Annotated in this window: 11 protein-coding genes and 1 tRNA gene; 1 reads left to right on the forward strand and 11 read right to left on the reverse strand. The window is 72.2% G+C overall.

All coding sequences use genetic code 11. From position 1 onward, the window contains the following. Positions 1-105: 105 nt before the first annotated feature. From ACFRKB_RS36900 to ACFRKB_RS36915, 4 genes are all read right to left on the reverse strand, one after another. Positions 106-747 (reverse strand): IclR family transcriptional regulator, encoded by a 642-nt coding sequence (locus ACFRKB_RS36900; protein ID WP_030355108.1) that lies wholly within the window; start codon positions 745-747, stop codon positions 106-108. Positions 748-1,086: 339 nt separating this feature from the next. Beyond that, positions 1,087-2,874 carry a DEAD/DEAH box helicase gene (locus tag ACFRKB_RS36905; RefSeq protein ID WP_383110981.1) on the reverse strand — a complete coding sequence of 596 codons (1,788 nt, stop codon included), beginning with the start codon at positions 2,872-2,874 and terminating at the stop codon, positions 1,087-1,089. 144 nt (positions 2,875-3,018) lie between these two features. After that, positions 3,019-3,894 carry an aldo/keto reductase gene (locus tag ACFRKB_RS36910; RefSeq protein ID WP_383110982.1) on the reverse strand — a complete coding sequence of 292 codons (876 nt, stop codon included), beginning with the start codon at positions 3,892-3,894 and terminating at the stop codon, positions 3,019-3,021. Between the two features lie 71 nt (positions 3,895-3,965). Next, entirely contained in the window at positions 3,966-5,465 is a 1,500-nt protein-coding gene (locus tag ACFRKB_RS36915) for an MFS transporter (protein ID WP_383110983.1), read from the reverse strand. Positions 5,466-5,671: 206 nt separating this feature from the next. On the opposite strand from ACFRKB_RS36915, the gene ACFRKB_RS36920 reads away from it, so the two are divergent. Then, a tRNA-Cys gene (locus ACFRKB_RS36920) sits at positions 5,672-5,746 on the forward strand. Positions 5,747-5,830: 84 nt separating this feature from the next. Here the strand turns inward: ACFRKB_RS36920 and ACFRKB_RS36925 are convergent. The 7 genes from ACFRKB_RS36925 to ACFRKB_RS36955 form a co-directional block, all read right to left on the reverse strand. Then, positions 5,831-8,146 carry a xanthine dehydrogenase family protein molybdopterin-binding subunit gene (locus tag ACFRKB_RS36925; protein WP_383110984.1) on the reverse strand — a complete coding sequence of 772 codons (2,316 nt, stop codon included), beginning with the start codon at positions 8,144-8,146 and terminating at the stop codon, positions 5,831-5,833. Next, the gene (locus ACFRKB_RS36930; protein WP_383110985.1) at positions 8,143-9,738 is read right to left on the reverse strand and encodes a 2Fe-2S iron-sulfur cluster-binding protein; all 1,596 of its coding nucleotides are present in this window, start codon (positions 9,736-9,738) and stop codon (positions 8,143-8,145) included. The genes ACFRKB_RS36925 and ACFRKB_RS36930 overlap by 4 nt, the downstream gene beginning before the upstream one ends. Then, the gene (locus ACFRKB_RS36935; protein WP_383110986.1) at positions 9,735-10,631 is read right to left on the reverse strand and encodes an FAD binding domain-containing protein; all 897 of its coding nucleotides are present in this window, start codon (positions 10,629-10,631) and stop codon (positions 9,735-9,737) included. The genes ACFRKB_RS36930 and ACFRKB_RS36935 overlap by 4 nt, the downstream gene beginning before the upstream one ends. A gap of 277 nt (positions 10,632-10,908) precedes the next feature. Continuing rightward, complete coding sequence (locus ACFRKB_RS36940) at positions 10,909-12,552, reverse strand: beta-N-acetylhexosaminidase (protein ID WP_383110987.1); 1,644 nt, start codon at positions 12,550-12,552, stop codon at positions 10,909-10,911. 11 nt (positions 12,553-12,563) lie between these two features. Beyond that, positions 12,564-13,397, reverse strand: coding sequence for a carbohydrate ABC transporter permease (locus ACFRKB_RS36945; protein ID WP_365977354.1), 834 nt, complete (start codon positions 13,395-13,397; stop codon positions 12,564-12,566). A 2-nt stretch (positions 13,398-13,399) separates the two neighbouring features. Next, positions 13,400-14,389, reverse strand: a complete 990-nt coding sequence (locus ACFRKB_RS36950; protein ID WP_383110988.1) for a carbohydrate ABC transporter permease — start codon at positions 14,387-14,389, stop codon at positions 13,400-13,402. A 5-nt stretch (positions 14,390-14,394) separates the two neighbouring features. After that, positions 14,395-15,699: an extracellular solute-binding protein gene (locus ACFRKB_RS36955; RefSeq protein ID WP_383110989.1), complete on the reverse strand. Its 1,305-nt coding sequence runs from the start codon at positions 15,697-15,699 to the stop codon at positions 14,395-14,397. Positions 15,700-15,882: the final 183 nt, after the last annotated feature.

A 15,882-nucleotide genomic window follows, 5' to 3' on the forward strand; every position in this document is an offset into this window, starting at 1 on the left:
GCTCGGGCGCGCGGGACGGCGTGTACGTGAGGCCGGCAGGACCGGCCGCCGGCCGGTACGACTGACCGCCGGCCGGTCCGAACGGGTGGGACCGCCGGCCGGGGCTCAGCGCAGCGCGTCCGCGACCTCCCGGGCCGCGTCCACGACCCGCGGCCCCACCCGTTCGGGTACGGCGTCCGCGAGCATCACCACACCCACGCTGCCCTCTATCCCGGTGACCCCGATCAGCGCGGCGGCGGCCCCGCTGGCACCGGCCTCCAGCTCACCGTGGGTGAGCGTGCAGCGCGGCTCGGTGAGGGCGGCCTGGCGGGCGGCGAGAATCGCCTTGCCCGCGGCGCCCCGGTCGAGCGGATGGCGGAAGCCGGCCCGATAGGCGACGTGGTAGTCGGTCCAGGTCGGTTCGACGACCGCGACGGCCAGCGCCTCCGCCCCGTCCACCAGCGTCAGATGCGCGGTGGCGCCGATGTCCTCGGCGAGCGAGCGCAGGGCGGGCAGCGCGGCCTCCCGTACCAGCGGATGCACCTGGCGGCCCAGGCGCAGCACGCCGAGGCCCACCCGGGCCCGGCCGCCCAGGTCGCGGCGGACCAGTGCGTGCTGTTCGAGGGTGGCGAGCAGCCGGTAGACCACCGTCCGGTTCACCCCGAGCTTGTTGGACAGCTCAGTGACCGTCAGACCGTGATCGGTGTCGGCGAGCAGCTTGAGGACGCGCAGTCCCCGGTCGAGCGTCTGGGACGTCTCCGCGGTCACGACGCCTTCTCCTTCGGAGTGAGGCCGCCGGCGGGCCTCGGCACCACCGGCTGCGCTACGCGGCGGAGTTGCCACGGAGCGTTTACATTGCGGGGACACTAACCATGGACACCGCTCAGCGGAAGACCTCGTCCAGAATCCGGGCACAGAAGGAGAGTTGATCCCTATTCGCGGACAAAATCCGACAGAACGGGGACTTGGATCGATCATTCACGCCATACCGGACGGCCCCGGAGGCGGAAACGGCCGCCGCCGTGCCCGGCGGCGGCCACGGCGCGCGAAAACCGCTACGACCTCTCTCGATCACCGCCACGGTGCCCGCCGGAAATCTCCACCGCATCACCGCATCCGGGTGGCCCACTCCCCCACTTTCGCGATCCGCTCCCGGATCTGCCCCGCCGTCGCCTCGGCGCTCGGCGGCCCTCCGCACACCCGGCGCAGCTCCGTGTGGATCACGCCGTGCGGCTTGCCGCTCTGGTGGACGTACGCGCCGACCATCGTGTTCAGCTGCTTGCGCAGCTCCAGCAGTTCCTTGTGGGAGACCACGGGCCGCCGCTCGGCCGACAGCTCCAGCAGATCCGCCTCGGCGTCCGGCTTCTTGCGGCTGTGCGCGATCTGCCGCGCCTGCCGCTTCTGGAGGAGCAGTTGCACCTGGTCGGGCTCCAGCAGCCCGGGGATGCCGAGGTAGTCCTGCTCCTCCTCGCTGCCCGGGTGGGCCTGCATGCCGAATTCGGCGCCGTCGTAGAGCACCCGGTCGAAGACGGCGTCGGACTCCAGCGCCTCGAAGGGCAGCATGTCCTGCTCGCCGGTGTCCTCGTCCTGGAGCTTCTCGGCCTCCGCCAGCTCCTTCTCGGACTCGGCGTAGGGGTCCTCCTCGCCGTTCTTCTTCGGCTTGTCGAGTACGTGGTCGCGCTCGACCTCCATCTCGGCGGCGAAGCCGAGCAGGCCCGGGATGGTGGGCAGGAAGACGGACGCGGTCTCGCCACGCCGCCGTGACCGTACGAAACGGCCCACGGCCTGCGCGAAGAAGAGCGGGGTCGAGATGGTGGTGGCGTACACGCCGACGGCCAGCCGCGGTACGTCGACGCCCTCCGACACCATCCGGACCGCGACCATCCAGCGGTCGTCGCTCCCGCTGAACTCATCGATCCGCTTCGACGCGCCGGTGTCGTCGGAGAGGACGACGGTCGCCTTCGAGCCGGTGATCTCGCGGATGAGCTTGGCGTACGCGCGCGCCGCGTCCTGGTCGGTCGCGATGACCAGACCGCCGGCGTCCGGGATGCCCTTGCGCACCTCGGTCAGCCGCTGGTCCGCCGCGCGCAGCACATTGGGCATCCAGTCGCCGCGCGGGTCGAGCGCGGTGCGCCACGCCTGCGAGACGGCGTCCTTGGTCATGGGCTCGCCGAGCTTGGCCGCGATCTCGTCACCGGCCTTGGTGCGCCAGCGCATATTGCCGCTGTAGCTGAGGAAGATGACGGGCCGGACGACGCCGTCGCCGAGGGCGTTGCCGTACCCGTAGGTGTAGTCGGCGGCCGAGCGGCGGATGCCGTCGTTGCCCTCCTCGTACGCCACGAAGGGGATGGGGTTGGTGTCGGACCTGAACGGCGTGCCGGTCAGCGCGAGCCGCCGGGTCGCGGGCTCGAACGCCTCAAGGCACGCCTCGCCCCAGGACTTGGAGTCGCCCGCGTGGTGGATCTCGTCGAGGATGACCAGGGTCTTGCGCTGCTCGCACCGGTTGCGGTGCAGCATGGGCCGCACCCCGACGCCCGCGTAGGTGATGGCGACGCCGTCGTACTCCTTGCTCACCGGCCCCGCGGAGTAGTCCGGGTCGAGCTTGATGCCGATCCGCGCGGCGGCCTCCGCCCACTGCTTCTTGAGGTGCTCGGTCGGCGCGACGACGGTCACCTGCTGGACGACATGGTGATGCAGCAGCCATGAGGCGAGCGTCAGAGCGAAGGTCGTCTTCCCGGCGCCGGGGGTGGCGACGGCGAGGAAGTCACGTGGCTGCTTCTCCAGATAGCGGCCGAGCGCACCCTCCTGCCAGGCACGCAGCTTGTTCGCGGTGCCCCAGGGGGCGCGGCCCGGGAAGGCGGGTGAGAGGTGGTGGGAGGAGGCGGTAGTAGTCACGGTCTCCGGTTCGGGCGCGGGTTGGCGGGGTGGGACGGGGGTACGTACGACAACCGGGCCACCCTACCGGTGGCCCCGCGCGACCCTCGTACGTACAGGGCCCAGGTGCGACGGGCGCCACATTCCGTACGACGTGACGGGGCGCTATGCCCGCTCGGCCGGCCGGCCGGGACGGCCGAGGTCGTCGAGACGGTCGAGGCGGTCGTGATGGGCCGGGGTCAGACGGAGGTCCGCCGCGGCGACGTTCTCCTCCAGGTGGTCGATCCGGGCGGTGCCCGGGATCGGGAGGACGACCGGGGAGCGGTCGAGGAGCCAGGCGAGGGAGACCTGCGCGGGGGTGGCGCCCAGTTCGTCCGCCACGGCCGTGATCTCGGCAGCCGCGGCGGACGCGCCCGACGCCGCTCCGGCGACGGGCCGCCACGGCAGGAACGCGATCCCCGCCGCCTCGCAGGCCGCGAGCACGGACTCGTGCTCGCGGTCGAGCAGGCTGTAGCGGTTCTGTACGGACGCGACGTCGATGATCGCCCGCGCCTCGTCGAGTTCCGCGACGGTGATCTCCGACAGCCCGAGCCGGCCGACCTTGCCCGCCGTCTGCAACTCCCGCAGCGCGCCGAGCTGGTCGGCGAGGGGCACCTCCGGGTCGATGCGGTGCAGCTGGAGCAGTTCGAGCCGCTCGACCCGCAGCCGGCGCAGGGCGTTCTCGACCTGGTCGCGCAGGACCTCGGGCCGGCCGTCGAGCCCCCACTCGCCCGACTCCGCCGACCGCGCGACGCCGACCTTGGTGGTGACGAGCAGCCCGTCCGCGTAGGGGTACAGGGCCTCGGCGAGCAGTTCCTCGTTGGCTCCCCCGCCGTACAGATGGGCGGTGTCGATCAGTGTGACGCCCAGCTCGACGGCCCTGCGGGCGACACGGAGGGATGCCTCGCGGGCGGGACCCCGCTCGGTCGGCAGCTGCATCGCTCCGAATCCGAGCCGCCGTACGCCCAGGTCCCCGCCGATACGAAACGTGGTCGCTGTCATCGCCCTGTCTCCGCCCCCCCTCGGTCAAGAGGCCAACGTAACAGGGCGGTTGGGCCTGGCGTGGGCAGTACTCAGCGGGTCCGTATCCGCGTCGCCACCCACACCCCCACCAGCGCCACCGCCGCCATCGGGAGGAACACCGCCGCGAAGGCCGCCGGGTGGGATCCCGCGGCGCCCGACGCGGCCGAGACCGCGTGGCCGCCCACCGCGCCGCCGCCCAGGGCCGCGAACGCCGCGCCGCCCGCCGCCAGCAGGAGGACGTTCGACAGCCCGTCGGAGATCTGGAGCGCGGCCGAGTTCGCGCCCGCCTCCTCCGGCGCCGACAGCTTGAGCAGCAGCACGCTGGTCGAGGCGATCACGGCGCCCATGCCGAGACAGCCGAAGGCCCAGGCGACCGCGACGATCCATACCGGTACGGATTCGATGAGCACACTCGGCGCGGTCGCGATCGACAGGGCGACCAGCACCATCCCGCCCGCCATCAGCCGCTCGCGGTACGGCTCCAGACGCGGCCTGGACTGGACGTACGAGCCGAGCGCCCAGGTCGCGCCGCCCACCGCGAGCGAGAGCCCGGCCATCGTCGGCGACAGCCCGCGCTGGGTGACGAGCATCAGCGGTACGAAGCTCTCGGCGGCGATGAACGCCCCGGCGGCGACGCCGCGCAGCAGCACCACGGAGGGCAGCCCGCGCGCGGCGCGCCAGGTGCCGTGCGGCAGCAGCCCGAGGACGGCGGGGACGAGGAACGCGATGCCGGCCAGCGCGGGGAGGAGCGAGAGCCAGCGCAGGTCCTGGCCCGCGTACTGGAGCAGTCCCGCGCCCAGCGAGATCCCCAGCGCCAGCCGGATCCGGCGCCGGTCGAAGGCCGGTACGGACCCCTCGGCGTCGGCGGGCCCCGACGCCTTGCGGCGGATCGCGGGCAGCGCGAGCGCCAGCGGCAGCACGACCAGGACGGGGATACCGATGAAGACCCAGCGCCAGCCGAGGTGTTCGGTGACGGTGCCGGAGGCGAGCGGCCCGACGACGGAGGGGATCACCCAGCTCGCGGCGAACGCGGCCATGATCGAGGGCCGCAGCCGCTCCGGGTAGGCCCGGCTGACGACGACATAGAGCGCGACGATGACCAGCCCGCCGCCGAGGCCCTGGACGGCGCGGCCGAGGATGAACAGCCACATGGTGCCCGCCGTGCCCGACAGCAGCAGCCCGGCCCCGAAGGCGCTGATCCCGGTGGCGAGCGGCGCGAGCGGCCCGCTGCGGTCGGCCCACTGGCCGGAGAGCACCATGGCGAAGAGGCTGGTGGTGAAGTACGCGGAGAACGCGAAGGCGTACAGCGGAATCCCGTTCAGCTCGCGCGCGGCGACCGGCATCGCGGTACCGACGGCGGTCGCCTCGAAGGCGATGAGCAGGACGACGGAGACGATGCCGATACTGAGCGCCCGATGCTCAGGACCCAGCACACCGCCCTGGTCGGGGGCGCCGCCCTGGTCGCGGGCCGGGGGTTGCGATGTGGGCTTCGTCAGGGCGGATATGTCGGTGGGAGCGACATCGGCGTCGCGTGGGTCCAGGGCGGTCATGGACTCAGCGTAAGGGGCACAGCCCTGATTCGGCCCTGTCGTAGGGCTGATCGGATGTGGTCCCTTGGACGTACGCCTCCCCCGGCCCGGCCCCACCGGCGCGACGGCCCACCGTGAACGGAGTGTGGCAGTCGCGTTGCGGCCCGCCCGGACGCCTTGAGCCCCGCCCGGCACCGGCCTACGGTCATGACCAGGAGACAGGACACGGCCGTGTGCCCGAGTGGTTCAGGGGCTCGCCTGCAAAGCGAGTTACGCGGGTTCGATTCCCGCCACGGCCTCCAGGACCACGAAAGCGGCCGCCCCCGGGGGATTCCGGGGGCGGCCGCTCGATGTCGTGGGCCGCTCGGTGTCGCGTACGGCGGCGCCTACGAGCCCGCGGGCACCGCCGCCACCGCCGCCTGCGGGCGGATCGGGAGGCGGCTGATGGGCCGGCCCGTGGCCGCGCGGACCGCCGAGGCGACCGCCGCCGGGGAGGTGACCACCGGCACCGCGCTCGCGGGCTTGGCGCCGAACGGGGCCACCACGTCGCGCTCCTCGACCAGCTTGACGATCCGGATGTCCGGCGCGTCCAGGGACGTCGGCAGCGCGTACCCCGTGAGGTCGGGGCGGCGGACCACGCCGCGGGTCGTGCGGAGGTTCTCCGTCAGGGCCGTACCGATGCCCTGCGTGACGCCCGCCTCGATGCGGGTGGCCAGCTGCGCCGGGTTGAGGACCCGCCCGACGTCCTGGGCCACGGCCATCTCCACGACCCGGATCGAGCCCAGTTCGATGTCGACGTCCACGACCGCGCGGATCGCGCAGAAGGCCAGCCCCACGAAGGCGTCGCCCTGTCCCGAGGCGTCGAGGGGTTCGGTGGGGTGCGGGCGGCACTGCGCCGTCGCCCAGAGTTCCTTGCCGTCCATCGCCTCGGTGACCGTCGTGGACAGCACCCCGTCGTACGAGGTGATCTTGCCGTCCGTGATCTGGAGCAGTTCGGTGGACATCCCGAACTTGTGGGCCAGCGGCTGGAGCAGCTGCGTACGGACCATCTTCGCCGCCCGCTCGACCGCGCCGCCCGAGACCCAGGTGTGCCGGCCGTGGGCCGCCGGGCCCGCCGGGGGCTGGTCCGTGTCGACCGAGGCGACATGGACCTCCTCGATGCCCAGCGTCTCCTGCACGATCTGCCGGGCGAGGGTGGCGAAGCCCTGGCCGGTCTCGACGGCCGCGCAGATGACCGTGGCCACGCCGTCGTGGACCTTGACGGTGGCCGTGGAGACCTCGTCCGCGCCCTCCGCGCCGAGCATATGGACCATGCCGAGCGCGTAGCCGACGCCCCGGCGTACGGCCCCCGGCTCACCCGCGCCCTCGGGGCCGCCGGGCAGCAGCCAGGCCGCCTCGGGGGTGTCCTTGGGGAGCGGGGGCAGCGGGAAGTCGCGTACGGAACGGAGCAGTTCGGCCACGGGCGCCGGGCAGGTCACCGTCTGGCTGGTGGGCAGGATGTCGCCGGTGGCCAGGGCGTTGCGCAGCCGCAGCTCGGCCGGTTCCACGCCCAGCTTGGCGGCCAGCTTGTCCATCTGGCCCTCGTACGCCGTGCACACCTGCATGGCGCCCTCGCCCCGTACATGGCCGGAGGGCGGGTTGTTCGTGCGTACGGCCCAGCCCTCGATGAAGGCATGCGGGACGACGTACGGGCCGCAGGCGAAGGCGACCGCCGCCGCCAGGGACTCGGACGAGGCGTCCGCGTACGCGCCCGCGTCCAGCAGGATCTGGGCCTCGACCTTGACGAGCCGGCCCTCGGCGTCCGCGTGGTGGCGGTAGCGCAGCAGCGTCGGGTGGCGGTGGGCGTGGCCGAGGAAGGACTCCTCGCGGGTGGCGGCGAGTTTGACCGGGCAGCCGGTGCGCAGCGCGAGCAGGCCGAGCGGGATCTGGAAGCCGGGGTCCTCGCGGTCGCCGGTTGCGCCGGGGACGCCGGTGACGACGATCTTCACCCGGTCCGGCTCCAGGCCGAAGCAGGCGGCGGCCAGATCGCGGTCGGTGTGCGGGTCGGTGGAGGCGGTGTAGATCTCGACGCCGCCGTCCGGTCTCGGTACGGCGAGGCCCGCCTCGGCGCCGATGGGCGCGGGGTCCTGGCGGCCGATGCGGTACAGCCCCTCCACGACCACCTCGCCGGTGATGTCCGGATCGCCGTAGCGCAGCGGGATATGGCGGATCAGATTGCCGTCGGGGTGCAGCGGCTCGGCGGCGAACGCCTTCTCGGGGTCGGTGACCGGGTCGAGCACCTCGTACTCGACGGCGATCGCGGCGGCGGCGAGCCGGGCCGTGTCGGGGTGGTCGGCGGCGACGGCGGCGATCGCCTCGCCGTGGTGGCGCACGACCTCCGAGGCGAAGACCGGCCGGTCGGCGATCCGCCTGCCGTACGCCGAGTCGCCCGGGACGTCCTCGTGCGTGATGACGGCGCGTACGCCCGGCATCCCGGCCGCCGCGGCGGTGTCGATCGAGACGATACAGGCGTGCGGGTGCGGCGAGCGCAGGACCGCCGCCCACAGCAGACCCTCGGCCCACAGGTCGGCGGCGTACGGGAACGTGCCCTCGGTCTTCGCGCGCGCGTCGGCCGGGGGGAGGGATGCGCCGAGGCCGTGCGCGGGCGGCTCCTGCTGGGGGCCGTCGAGCGTCGGGGGCCCGGTGGCCGCGTCGTTGCTCACGCCATGCCTCCGTCGGGCGAGTGCGGGTGCGAGTTGGTGTGCGGATCGGCGTGCGGGTTCGCCTGCGGGGGCTGGACGCCGCCGGCCCCGGGAGGTGCCTGGTGCGGGATACGGGCTTCCTCGGAGGCCGCGGCGGCGGCCTCCGCGCTCGCCCTGCGCCCGGCGACGACCTCGCTGACGGCGTCGAGCACGCCCCGGTAGCCGGAGCAGCGGCAGAGGTTGCCGCAGAGCGCCTGGCGGGTCTCCAGCTCGCTGGGGGCGTGGTTGCCCTCCAGGAGGTCGTGGACGGTCATGGCCATGCCGGGGACGCAGAACCCGCACTGCACGGCCCCGCACTTCGCCAGCGCCCGCTGGACGTCGGAGGGTTCGCCGTCGGCGGCCAGCCCCTCGACCGTACGGACCTCGGAACCGGCGGCGGTGGCGGCGGGGACCAGGCAGGAGGCGACGAGCCGGCCGTCGACCTGGACGTTGCAGGCGCCGCATTCGCCCTCGGAGCAGCCGTCCTTGGCGCCCGCGAGGCCGAGGCGCTCGCGCAGCACGTACAGCAGCGACTCGCCGATCCAGGCGTCCGTGACGGGGCGGTCGGCGCCGTTGACGCGCAGGACGTAGGAGCCGGAGGGGTGTTCGGCGCTGTCGTTGCTGCTGGTGAGGGGCGCGGGCTCGGGCTCGGGATCGGTTTCCGGCGCGGTCACGGATTCCGGTGCGGACTCCGGCGCGGTCTCCGCCACGGGCTCGGCGGCATGCTCGGGCTCGGCCGGCATCTCGACCGGGAGCTCGGCCTGGATCTCGGGAACGGTCTCCGGAGCCGCCTCGGGCAGGGTCCCCGGGCCGGGCTCGTGCGCGAGGTCCGGTACGGCGTCCGGCAGGACGGCGGACGGCTCGGGCTCCACGGGCGCCGGTGCGTCCGGGACAGCCGGCGCCTCGACGCTCTCCGGGGCGGCGAATACGCCGGCGTCCGCGCCGGGCGGTGCCGGTTCCGTCGCCCACGGCGCCGCGGCGCCGCCCGGCAGGGTCGCCGGCGGGGCGCCGCCGTTCCACTGGGACGCCAGCACCGACTTGCTGAACTCGCCCGACTCGTCCGGAAGATCACCCTGGGCGATCGGGATCGTCCACTGGCCGGTCAGCTCGGATCCGCCCGCGACCGCCCCGGCGTCGGAGCCGTCACTCGTGCCCGTGCCCGCGCCCGTGCCCGTGTCGCTGAAGTTCCACTGGCCGGTCCCCTGCGGCTCGTAGCCGCCGCCGGGCCCGTAGCCGCCGTGGTCGTACCCCCCCTGCGCGTATCCGCCCTGGACATAGCCGCCCTGCGCGTACGGCGCGTGGTCCTGCGCCCCGCCGCCCTGCTGCGGGTCCGGCCAGTGGACCCCGCCCTGGGCGTCGGCCGCCGACGGGTCCGCCTGCGCGGGCGGCACGATCTGCGGCGGTACGTATCCGTGCCCCGGCGCGGCCAGCGGCGCGTCGAAGGTGTCCTCCGGGGGCAGGTGCACGAAGGCGGTCGACTCGCCGTCGTACTCCCCGCCCTGCGGGAGCGGCTGCCAGCCGCCCTGGCCCTCGGGGGCCCCGGTGCCGCCACCGGAGTTCTCGTTGGTGGTCACGACAGCGCCCTCCCCAGTGCTCGTCGGGCCAGCGCGGCGACCGTGCGCCGCAGATGCAGTACGGCGGGCGACGCCGGGGGCACTTCGCCCCCGTCGGCCGGCGCCGGCGGGTCCGGGATACAGGCCGCGGCGACGTACTCGCCGAAGGCGGCGAGCGCCTCCTGCGCGAGCCCGCGCGCGCCGTCCCAGTCGATCAGTGAGGCGATCCAGTGCTCCGCCTCCAGCGGGCGCAGCGGCATCGGGGCGATGGCGCCGACCGCGCACCGCACCCCGCGCCGCGCCGGGTCGAGCACGACGGCCACGGACGCGGTGGCCCTGCCGGGCCCGGTCCGTCCGGTCGCCTTGAGGAAGACCTGGGGGGCGTGCAGCAGCGGCACCCGTACGAAGCCGATGAGTTCGGCGGGCGCGAGCATCTCGCGGCCGGCCAGCAGATGCGAGACGGGGATCTCACGGCGCGCGCCGCCGGGCCCGCCGACCACCAGATCGGCCTCCAGCGCGGCGAGTACGGGCAGCGCGTCGCCGGTGGGGGCCGCGGTGGCGATATTGCCGCCGAGCGTCCCGGCGTTACGGATCTGGGGCGGGCCCGCCGCGCGCGCGGACGCGGCGAGCGCGGGGATGAGGGCCGCGAAGTCCGGCCTGCCCATGCGCGCGTGGGTGAGACCGGCGCCGAGCAGGGCGTGACCGTCCTGGTAGTGCCAGCCGCGCAGTTCGCTGATCCGGCCGAGGCCGACGAGTCCCGCGGGCCGCAGCTGGCCCTTGTTGACGGCCGCCATGAGATCGGTCCCACCCGCGACGGGCACGGCGGCAGGCATCGCGGTGAGTGCCGCCACGGCCTCGTCCAGCGTGGCCGGCAGCGTCACGAACTGCGCCGTCTGCGGTGCGTGCGTGGTCAACCCAGCTGCCCCTTTCCGGTGTCCCGGTGTCCCGCCCGTGTGGCCGTACCGTACGTGCTCACAGACCGGACGTGGCAACTCTGGCACATCTTCCGGCCCGCCCGACGCGAGGGTCCGCGAAGGACGCATCCGTCCCCCACCAGGGGGAAGGTCCGGTTTCGCACCTCTTCGCCGTCACATACGGAATGCCACTCTTCAGCGGTCGTTATACGACTTATCCTTACGGACTACCACGGTCCCAGGGACACCGTTCTGGGGCAGCCATCTCCCGGTGGGCTCACACGTTTGGGGGCGCCCCCTCGATCGGGCGCCCCAGCACGCCCGGGCGGCGCTGCCAGGGCAACGGACCGCCGGGCGGCCGGTATTCGACCCCGAGTGCGTCAAGGCGCCGGTAGTGCTCCGCCATGCGCTGCTCGAAGTCGGCGAAATCACGTTCGGCGGGGGCCGGAAGGTCCGACCAGGCGACTTCCGCGAAGGCGGCGAGCCGCGGGAAGACCTGGTAGTCGACGCGGGAGCTGTCCTGCATCACCTCGGTCCAGACATTGGCCTGGGTGCCGAGGACATGGGCCGCCTCCTGCTCGGTGAGCTCGGGCGGCAGCGGCTCGAAGCGGTAGACGTCCTCCAGGGTGCGTACGTACCCGATGGGCATCGGCTCGTCGTCGCCGGCCGCCTGACGGTGGTCCAGATACACCTGCTGCTCGGGGCACATGACGACGTCGTGGCCGGCCTTCGCGGCGGCGATCCCGCCCGCGTATCCGCGCCAGGACGAGACGGCGGCGCCCGGCGCGAGCCCGCCTTCCAGGATCTCGTCCCAGCCGATCAGCCGCCGGCCGCGCTCGGCGAGCCAGCGGTCGAAGTGCCGGATGAACCAGGACTGGAGCCCGTCCTCGTCCGCGAGACCGAGCGCGGCGATCCGCTCCTGGGCGGCCGGGGACTCCTTCCACTGGTCCTTGAGGCACTCGTCCCCGCCGATGTGGATGAAGGTCGAGGGGAAGAGCGTGAGCAGTTCCTCGAAGACGTCCTCGTAGAACCGCAGGGTGTTGTCAGTGGGGGCGAGTACGTTCGCGGTAATGCCCCAGGTGTCCCAGACGGTGAGGGAGGTCGTGTCGATGACATCGGTGTTGCCGAGTTCCGGATACGCGGCGATGGCGGCCTGCGAATGTCCCGGGATATCGATCTCGGGGACGACGGTGATATGCCGCTCGGTGGCGTACGCGACGATCTCGCGGATGTCGTCCTGGGTGTAGTAACCGCCGTGCGGCTTCTCTTCCCAGAGCTCGGAGGCGCGGTGGCCCCATTTGGTGCGCGGGCGCCAGGAGCCGACTTCGGTCAGTCGCGGATGCTTCTTGATCTCGACGCGCCAGCCCTGGTCGTCGGTGAGATGGAAGTGGAAGACATTCAGCTTGTGGGCGGCGAGCAGATCCAGATAGCGCAGGACGCCGTCCTTGGGCATGAAGTGGCGTGCCACGTCGAGCATCAGCCCGCGCCAGCCGAAGCGGGGCGCGTCCTCGATGAGGGTCATCGGTACGGACCACTCGCGCGCGGAGTCGAGCGGCGCCCCGCGGTACGCGTCGGGCCCGAGCAGCTGGCGGAGGGTCTGCGCGCCCCAGAAGACCCCGGCGGCGGCGCCGCCCTCGACCCGGATCGCCGCGGCGTCGACGCTGATCCGGTAGCCCTCGGTGCCCAGTTCGCGGGCGATGTCCGGGCTGATCCCCAGGACGATCCGGTTGTCGTCGGCGCCGATGACCCCGGCGTCGTCCGCGAACGGCAGCCCCGTCGCGGCTCCGACGGCGGTACGGAACCACCGCGCCACGCCCTCCGTACCGGGCCCTGCCTCGATCACGGTCTCGCCGTCGAGCGGGAACGCGCCCGCTCCCGGCTGCGCCGGCCAGGCCCGCCTGGGGTCCGGGATCAGATCCATGAAGTCCACCTCTAATCCTTGACGGCGCCGCCGAGTCCGGAGACCAGGCGCCGTTGTACGAGCACAAAGAAAACCAGCACGGGAACGGTCATCACCGTAGACGCGGCCATGATGCCGCCCCAGTCGTTCTCGTCCGGTTTGAAGAAGACCAGCAGCGCCATCGGAAGCGTCGACTGGGAGGTGTCGCTGATGATGAAGGACTTGGCGAACAGGAAGTCGTTCCAGGTCGAGATGAAGGAGAAGACACTCGTCGCGACAAGCCCGGGGAAGACCAGCGGGAAAAGGATCTGCCACAGGAAACGGGTACGGCTCGCGCCGTCGATGTACGCGGCCTCCTCCAGCGCCTCGGGGACGGCCTTGACGAATCCGCGCAGCATCCAGACGGCGAACGGAAGCGAGAAGGCGAGATGCGGCAGGACGAGCGAGCCGAGCGTATTGAGCAGCCCGGCGTCCCGCATCAGGAAGAACAGCGGGATGGCCAGCGCCTCGATCGGCACCATCTGCGCGACGAGGAACATGATGAGGAGGGTCGTACGGAATCGGAAACGGAACCGGGTGACGGCCGTCGCGGCCAGAAACGCGATGAGCGCGGAGGCGATCACGACCGTTCCCGCGACCGCCAGACTGTTCAGGAAGTACCGCCCGAATTCCTGCTGTTCGAAGACCCGGCGGAACGAGTCGAGCGACGGCGAGAGCGTCCAGGGACGGGCTTCCGTCGACTGGATCTCGCCGGCGGGTTTGAACGCGGAGAGGATCATCCAGTACAGCGGAAAGGCCACGATCACGGCGATGACGAGGGCCGATGCCTCGGCCAGCAGCCGCCAGGGACGGCGAATACCGAGCAGGTTCACAGTTCTTCTCCCCGGCGTCGGATCAGTCGCAGATAGACGAGCGTGACCGCCAGCAGAATCAGCAGCATGACCACGCCGATCGCCGAGCCCAGGCTGTACTGCGAGGACGCGAAGGCCTTCTGATAGGCGTAGACATTGAGCACGAGATTCTGGCCGGCGATTCCGCCGCCGTTCGTCATCACATAGATCTGGGTGAAGACCTTGAAGTCCCAGATGATCGACTGGATGGTGACGACCACCAGGATCGGCCGCAGCATGGGCGCGGTCACCGACCGCCAGATCCGCCACTGCGAGGCGCCGTCGAGCGAGGCGGCCTCCAGCACCTCGCCGGGGATGGCCTTGATGCCCGCGTAGACGGTCACCATCACGAACGGGAACGAGCACCAGACCACTTCGAACAGGACAAGTGCGAAGGCGCTGTAGCGGCCGTACGTCCAGGAGAAGTCGCCGAGCCCCAGCAGCCGGTTGACCGGGCCGTAGTCCGGGTCGAAGAGGAAGACCCAGACCGTGGAGCCGGTGATCGCGGGGGTGGCCCAGGCGCCGAGCGCGGCGAGCATCAGCGCGAGCCGGGGCGCGGCCCGTACCCGCGTCAGCAGGACGGCGAGCGCGCAGCCGACCGCGAGGGTGGCGACGACACACGCCGCGGCGAACAGCACGGTCGCCAGCAGCACCTGCCAGAACTGGCTGTCGCCGAAGAGCGCGGAGTAGTTGCCGAAGCCCTTGAAGGAGGTCGGTTCCCCGCCGCTGACCTGCGCCTGGGTGTACTCCAGGAAGGAGATCAGGCCGAGTTGGTAGATCGGGTAGACCAGCAGCCCGCCGAGGACGACGAGCGCGGGCGCGAGATAGAGCCAGGGGGTCCAGCCGGCCCGGCCGGCCCGGCGGGGGGTCCGCCGGGCCTTCCGGGGCGCCTGCCGGGCCTCGCGTACCGGCCCCGGGCCCCCGGTGGCCGTACGGCCGGAGTCGATCCGGCCGGTTTCGGTCGTCATGGCGCTCAGCCCGCGGACGAGAACGCCGCGTCCATCTTCTTCGCCGCGTCGTCCGATGCCGCGGCGACGTCCTTACGGCCGCTGACGATCTCCTGGAACATCGTCGGCAGGACGAGCGAGGAGTCGATCTGCGCCCAGGCCGGCGACGCGGGGACGAACTTGGCGCCCGCGCCCAGGGTCTGGACGAAGGGCTCGATGAACGGCTGCTTCTTCGCCGAGTCGGCCAGTACGTCCGTGTACGTCGGCAGGAAGCCCATCGCGTCGAACAGCTTGGCCTGGGTCTCCTTGCCGGTGAACGACTTCATCAGGTCGACGGCGAGCGTGCGGTGCGCGCTGCTCTTGAGTACGCCGATGTTGTTGCCGCCCGCGAAGGCCGGCGCGACCGAGCCCTCCTCGACCCCGGGCAGCGGCACGACCGCGTACTTGCCCTTCACCGTGCCCGCCTCGACGGCCTGGTGGCTGAAGTCGCCGCCGATCGCCATCGCGGCCTTCCCGGACGCGAAGGCGGTCACCGTCGCGTTGCCGCCCATCGAGGCGCACTTGGCGGCCGGACAGTTGTCCTCGCCGAAGAGGGAGGTGTACGCCTCGATGCCCTTGCGGGCGGCCGGGCTGTTGACGGCGGCCTTGTACGTACCGCCGCTCTCCTGGGCCAGTTCGCCGCCGTTCGCCCAGAGGAACGGCATCGCGCCATAGGTGTACGCGCCGCCGACCGCGAGCCCGTACAGCTCCGGCTTCGCCTTGCGGACCTTCTTGGCCGTGGCGATCAGCTCGGCCTGGGACTTGGGGGCGGCCATCCCCAGCTCCTCGAAGACATCGGTGCGGTAGTAGAGCGCGCGGACGCCGACGAAGAGGGGCGCTCCGTAGATCTTGCCGTCGACCGTGACGGACTGCCGGGCCGTCGGGTCGGTGTCCTTGGCCTCGTCCCAGGCGTTGAACTCCTCGGTGACCTCGGCGAGTCCGCCGTCCTTGACGTATCCGGCCGTGTCGGTGTTGCCGTACTCGATCAGGTCCGGCGCGCTCTTCGGATCGTTGAAGGCGGCCTTGATGCGCTGGGCGCGGGTCTCGACGGGGATGTACTCGATCTCGACCTTCGTCCCCTCGTGCTTCTTGCCGAAGGCGGCGACCGCGGCGTCGACGACCTGCTCCTTGGGCTTGTTGTTGACCTCCTGGAAGAGCCAGACGCGCAGCGTGCCGCTCTTCTCGTCCTTCGTCGCGCTGGTGTCGGAGGTCTGCGGGGCGCAGGCGGTGGCGGTGAGGCCGGCGAGCGCAAGTGCCGCCACCGGGACGGCAATGCGGGAGGAAAGCTTCATCCGGGATCCCTACGGGTCGGCGTTGCACCATGCGCAACGAACGTTTCGTGCTGCACAACTCGCAGGAGATTAAGCGCGGCTGGAAGTCGCCGACAAGTGGTCTCAACCAATCTGTGACGCGAAGCCCGGACGGAGCACAACGCGAGACGGCCTCCGGGACGCGCGTGTGCACGCGCGTCCCGG

This window comes from Streptomyces scopuliridis, assembly GCF_042790125.1.
In the GTDB taxonomy this organism is placed as follows: Bacteria; Actinomycetota; Actinomycetes; order Streptomycetales; family Streptomycetaceae; genus Streptomyces; species Streptomyces scopuliridis_A.

Excerpts from the sequence above, each read along its gene's own strand:
- ACFRKB_RS36910 (WP_383110982.1), bottom strand. The coding sequence starts at position 3,894 with ATGACAGCGACCACGTTTCGTATCGGCGGGGACCTGGGCGTACGGCGG.
- ACFRKB_RS36915 (WP_383110983.1), bottom strand. The coding sequence starts at position 5,465 with ATGACCGCCCTGGACCCACGCGACGCCGATGTCGCTCCCACCGACATA.
- ACFRKB_RS36940 (WP_383110987.1), bottom strand. The coding sequence starts at position 12,552 with ATGGATCTGATCCCGGACCCCAGGCGGGCCTGGCCGGCGCAGCCGGGA.
- ACFRKB_RS36950 (WP_383110988.1), bottom strand. The coding sequence starts at position 14,389 with ATGACGACCGAAACCGGCCGGATCGACTCCGGCCGTACGGCCACCGGG.
- ACFRKB_RS36955 (WP_383110989.1), bottom strand. The coding sequence starts at position 15,699 with ATGAAGCTTTCCTCCCGCATTGCCGTCCCGGTGGCGGCACTTGCGCTC.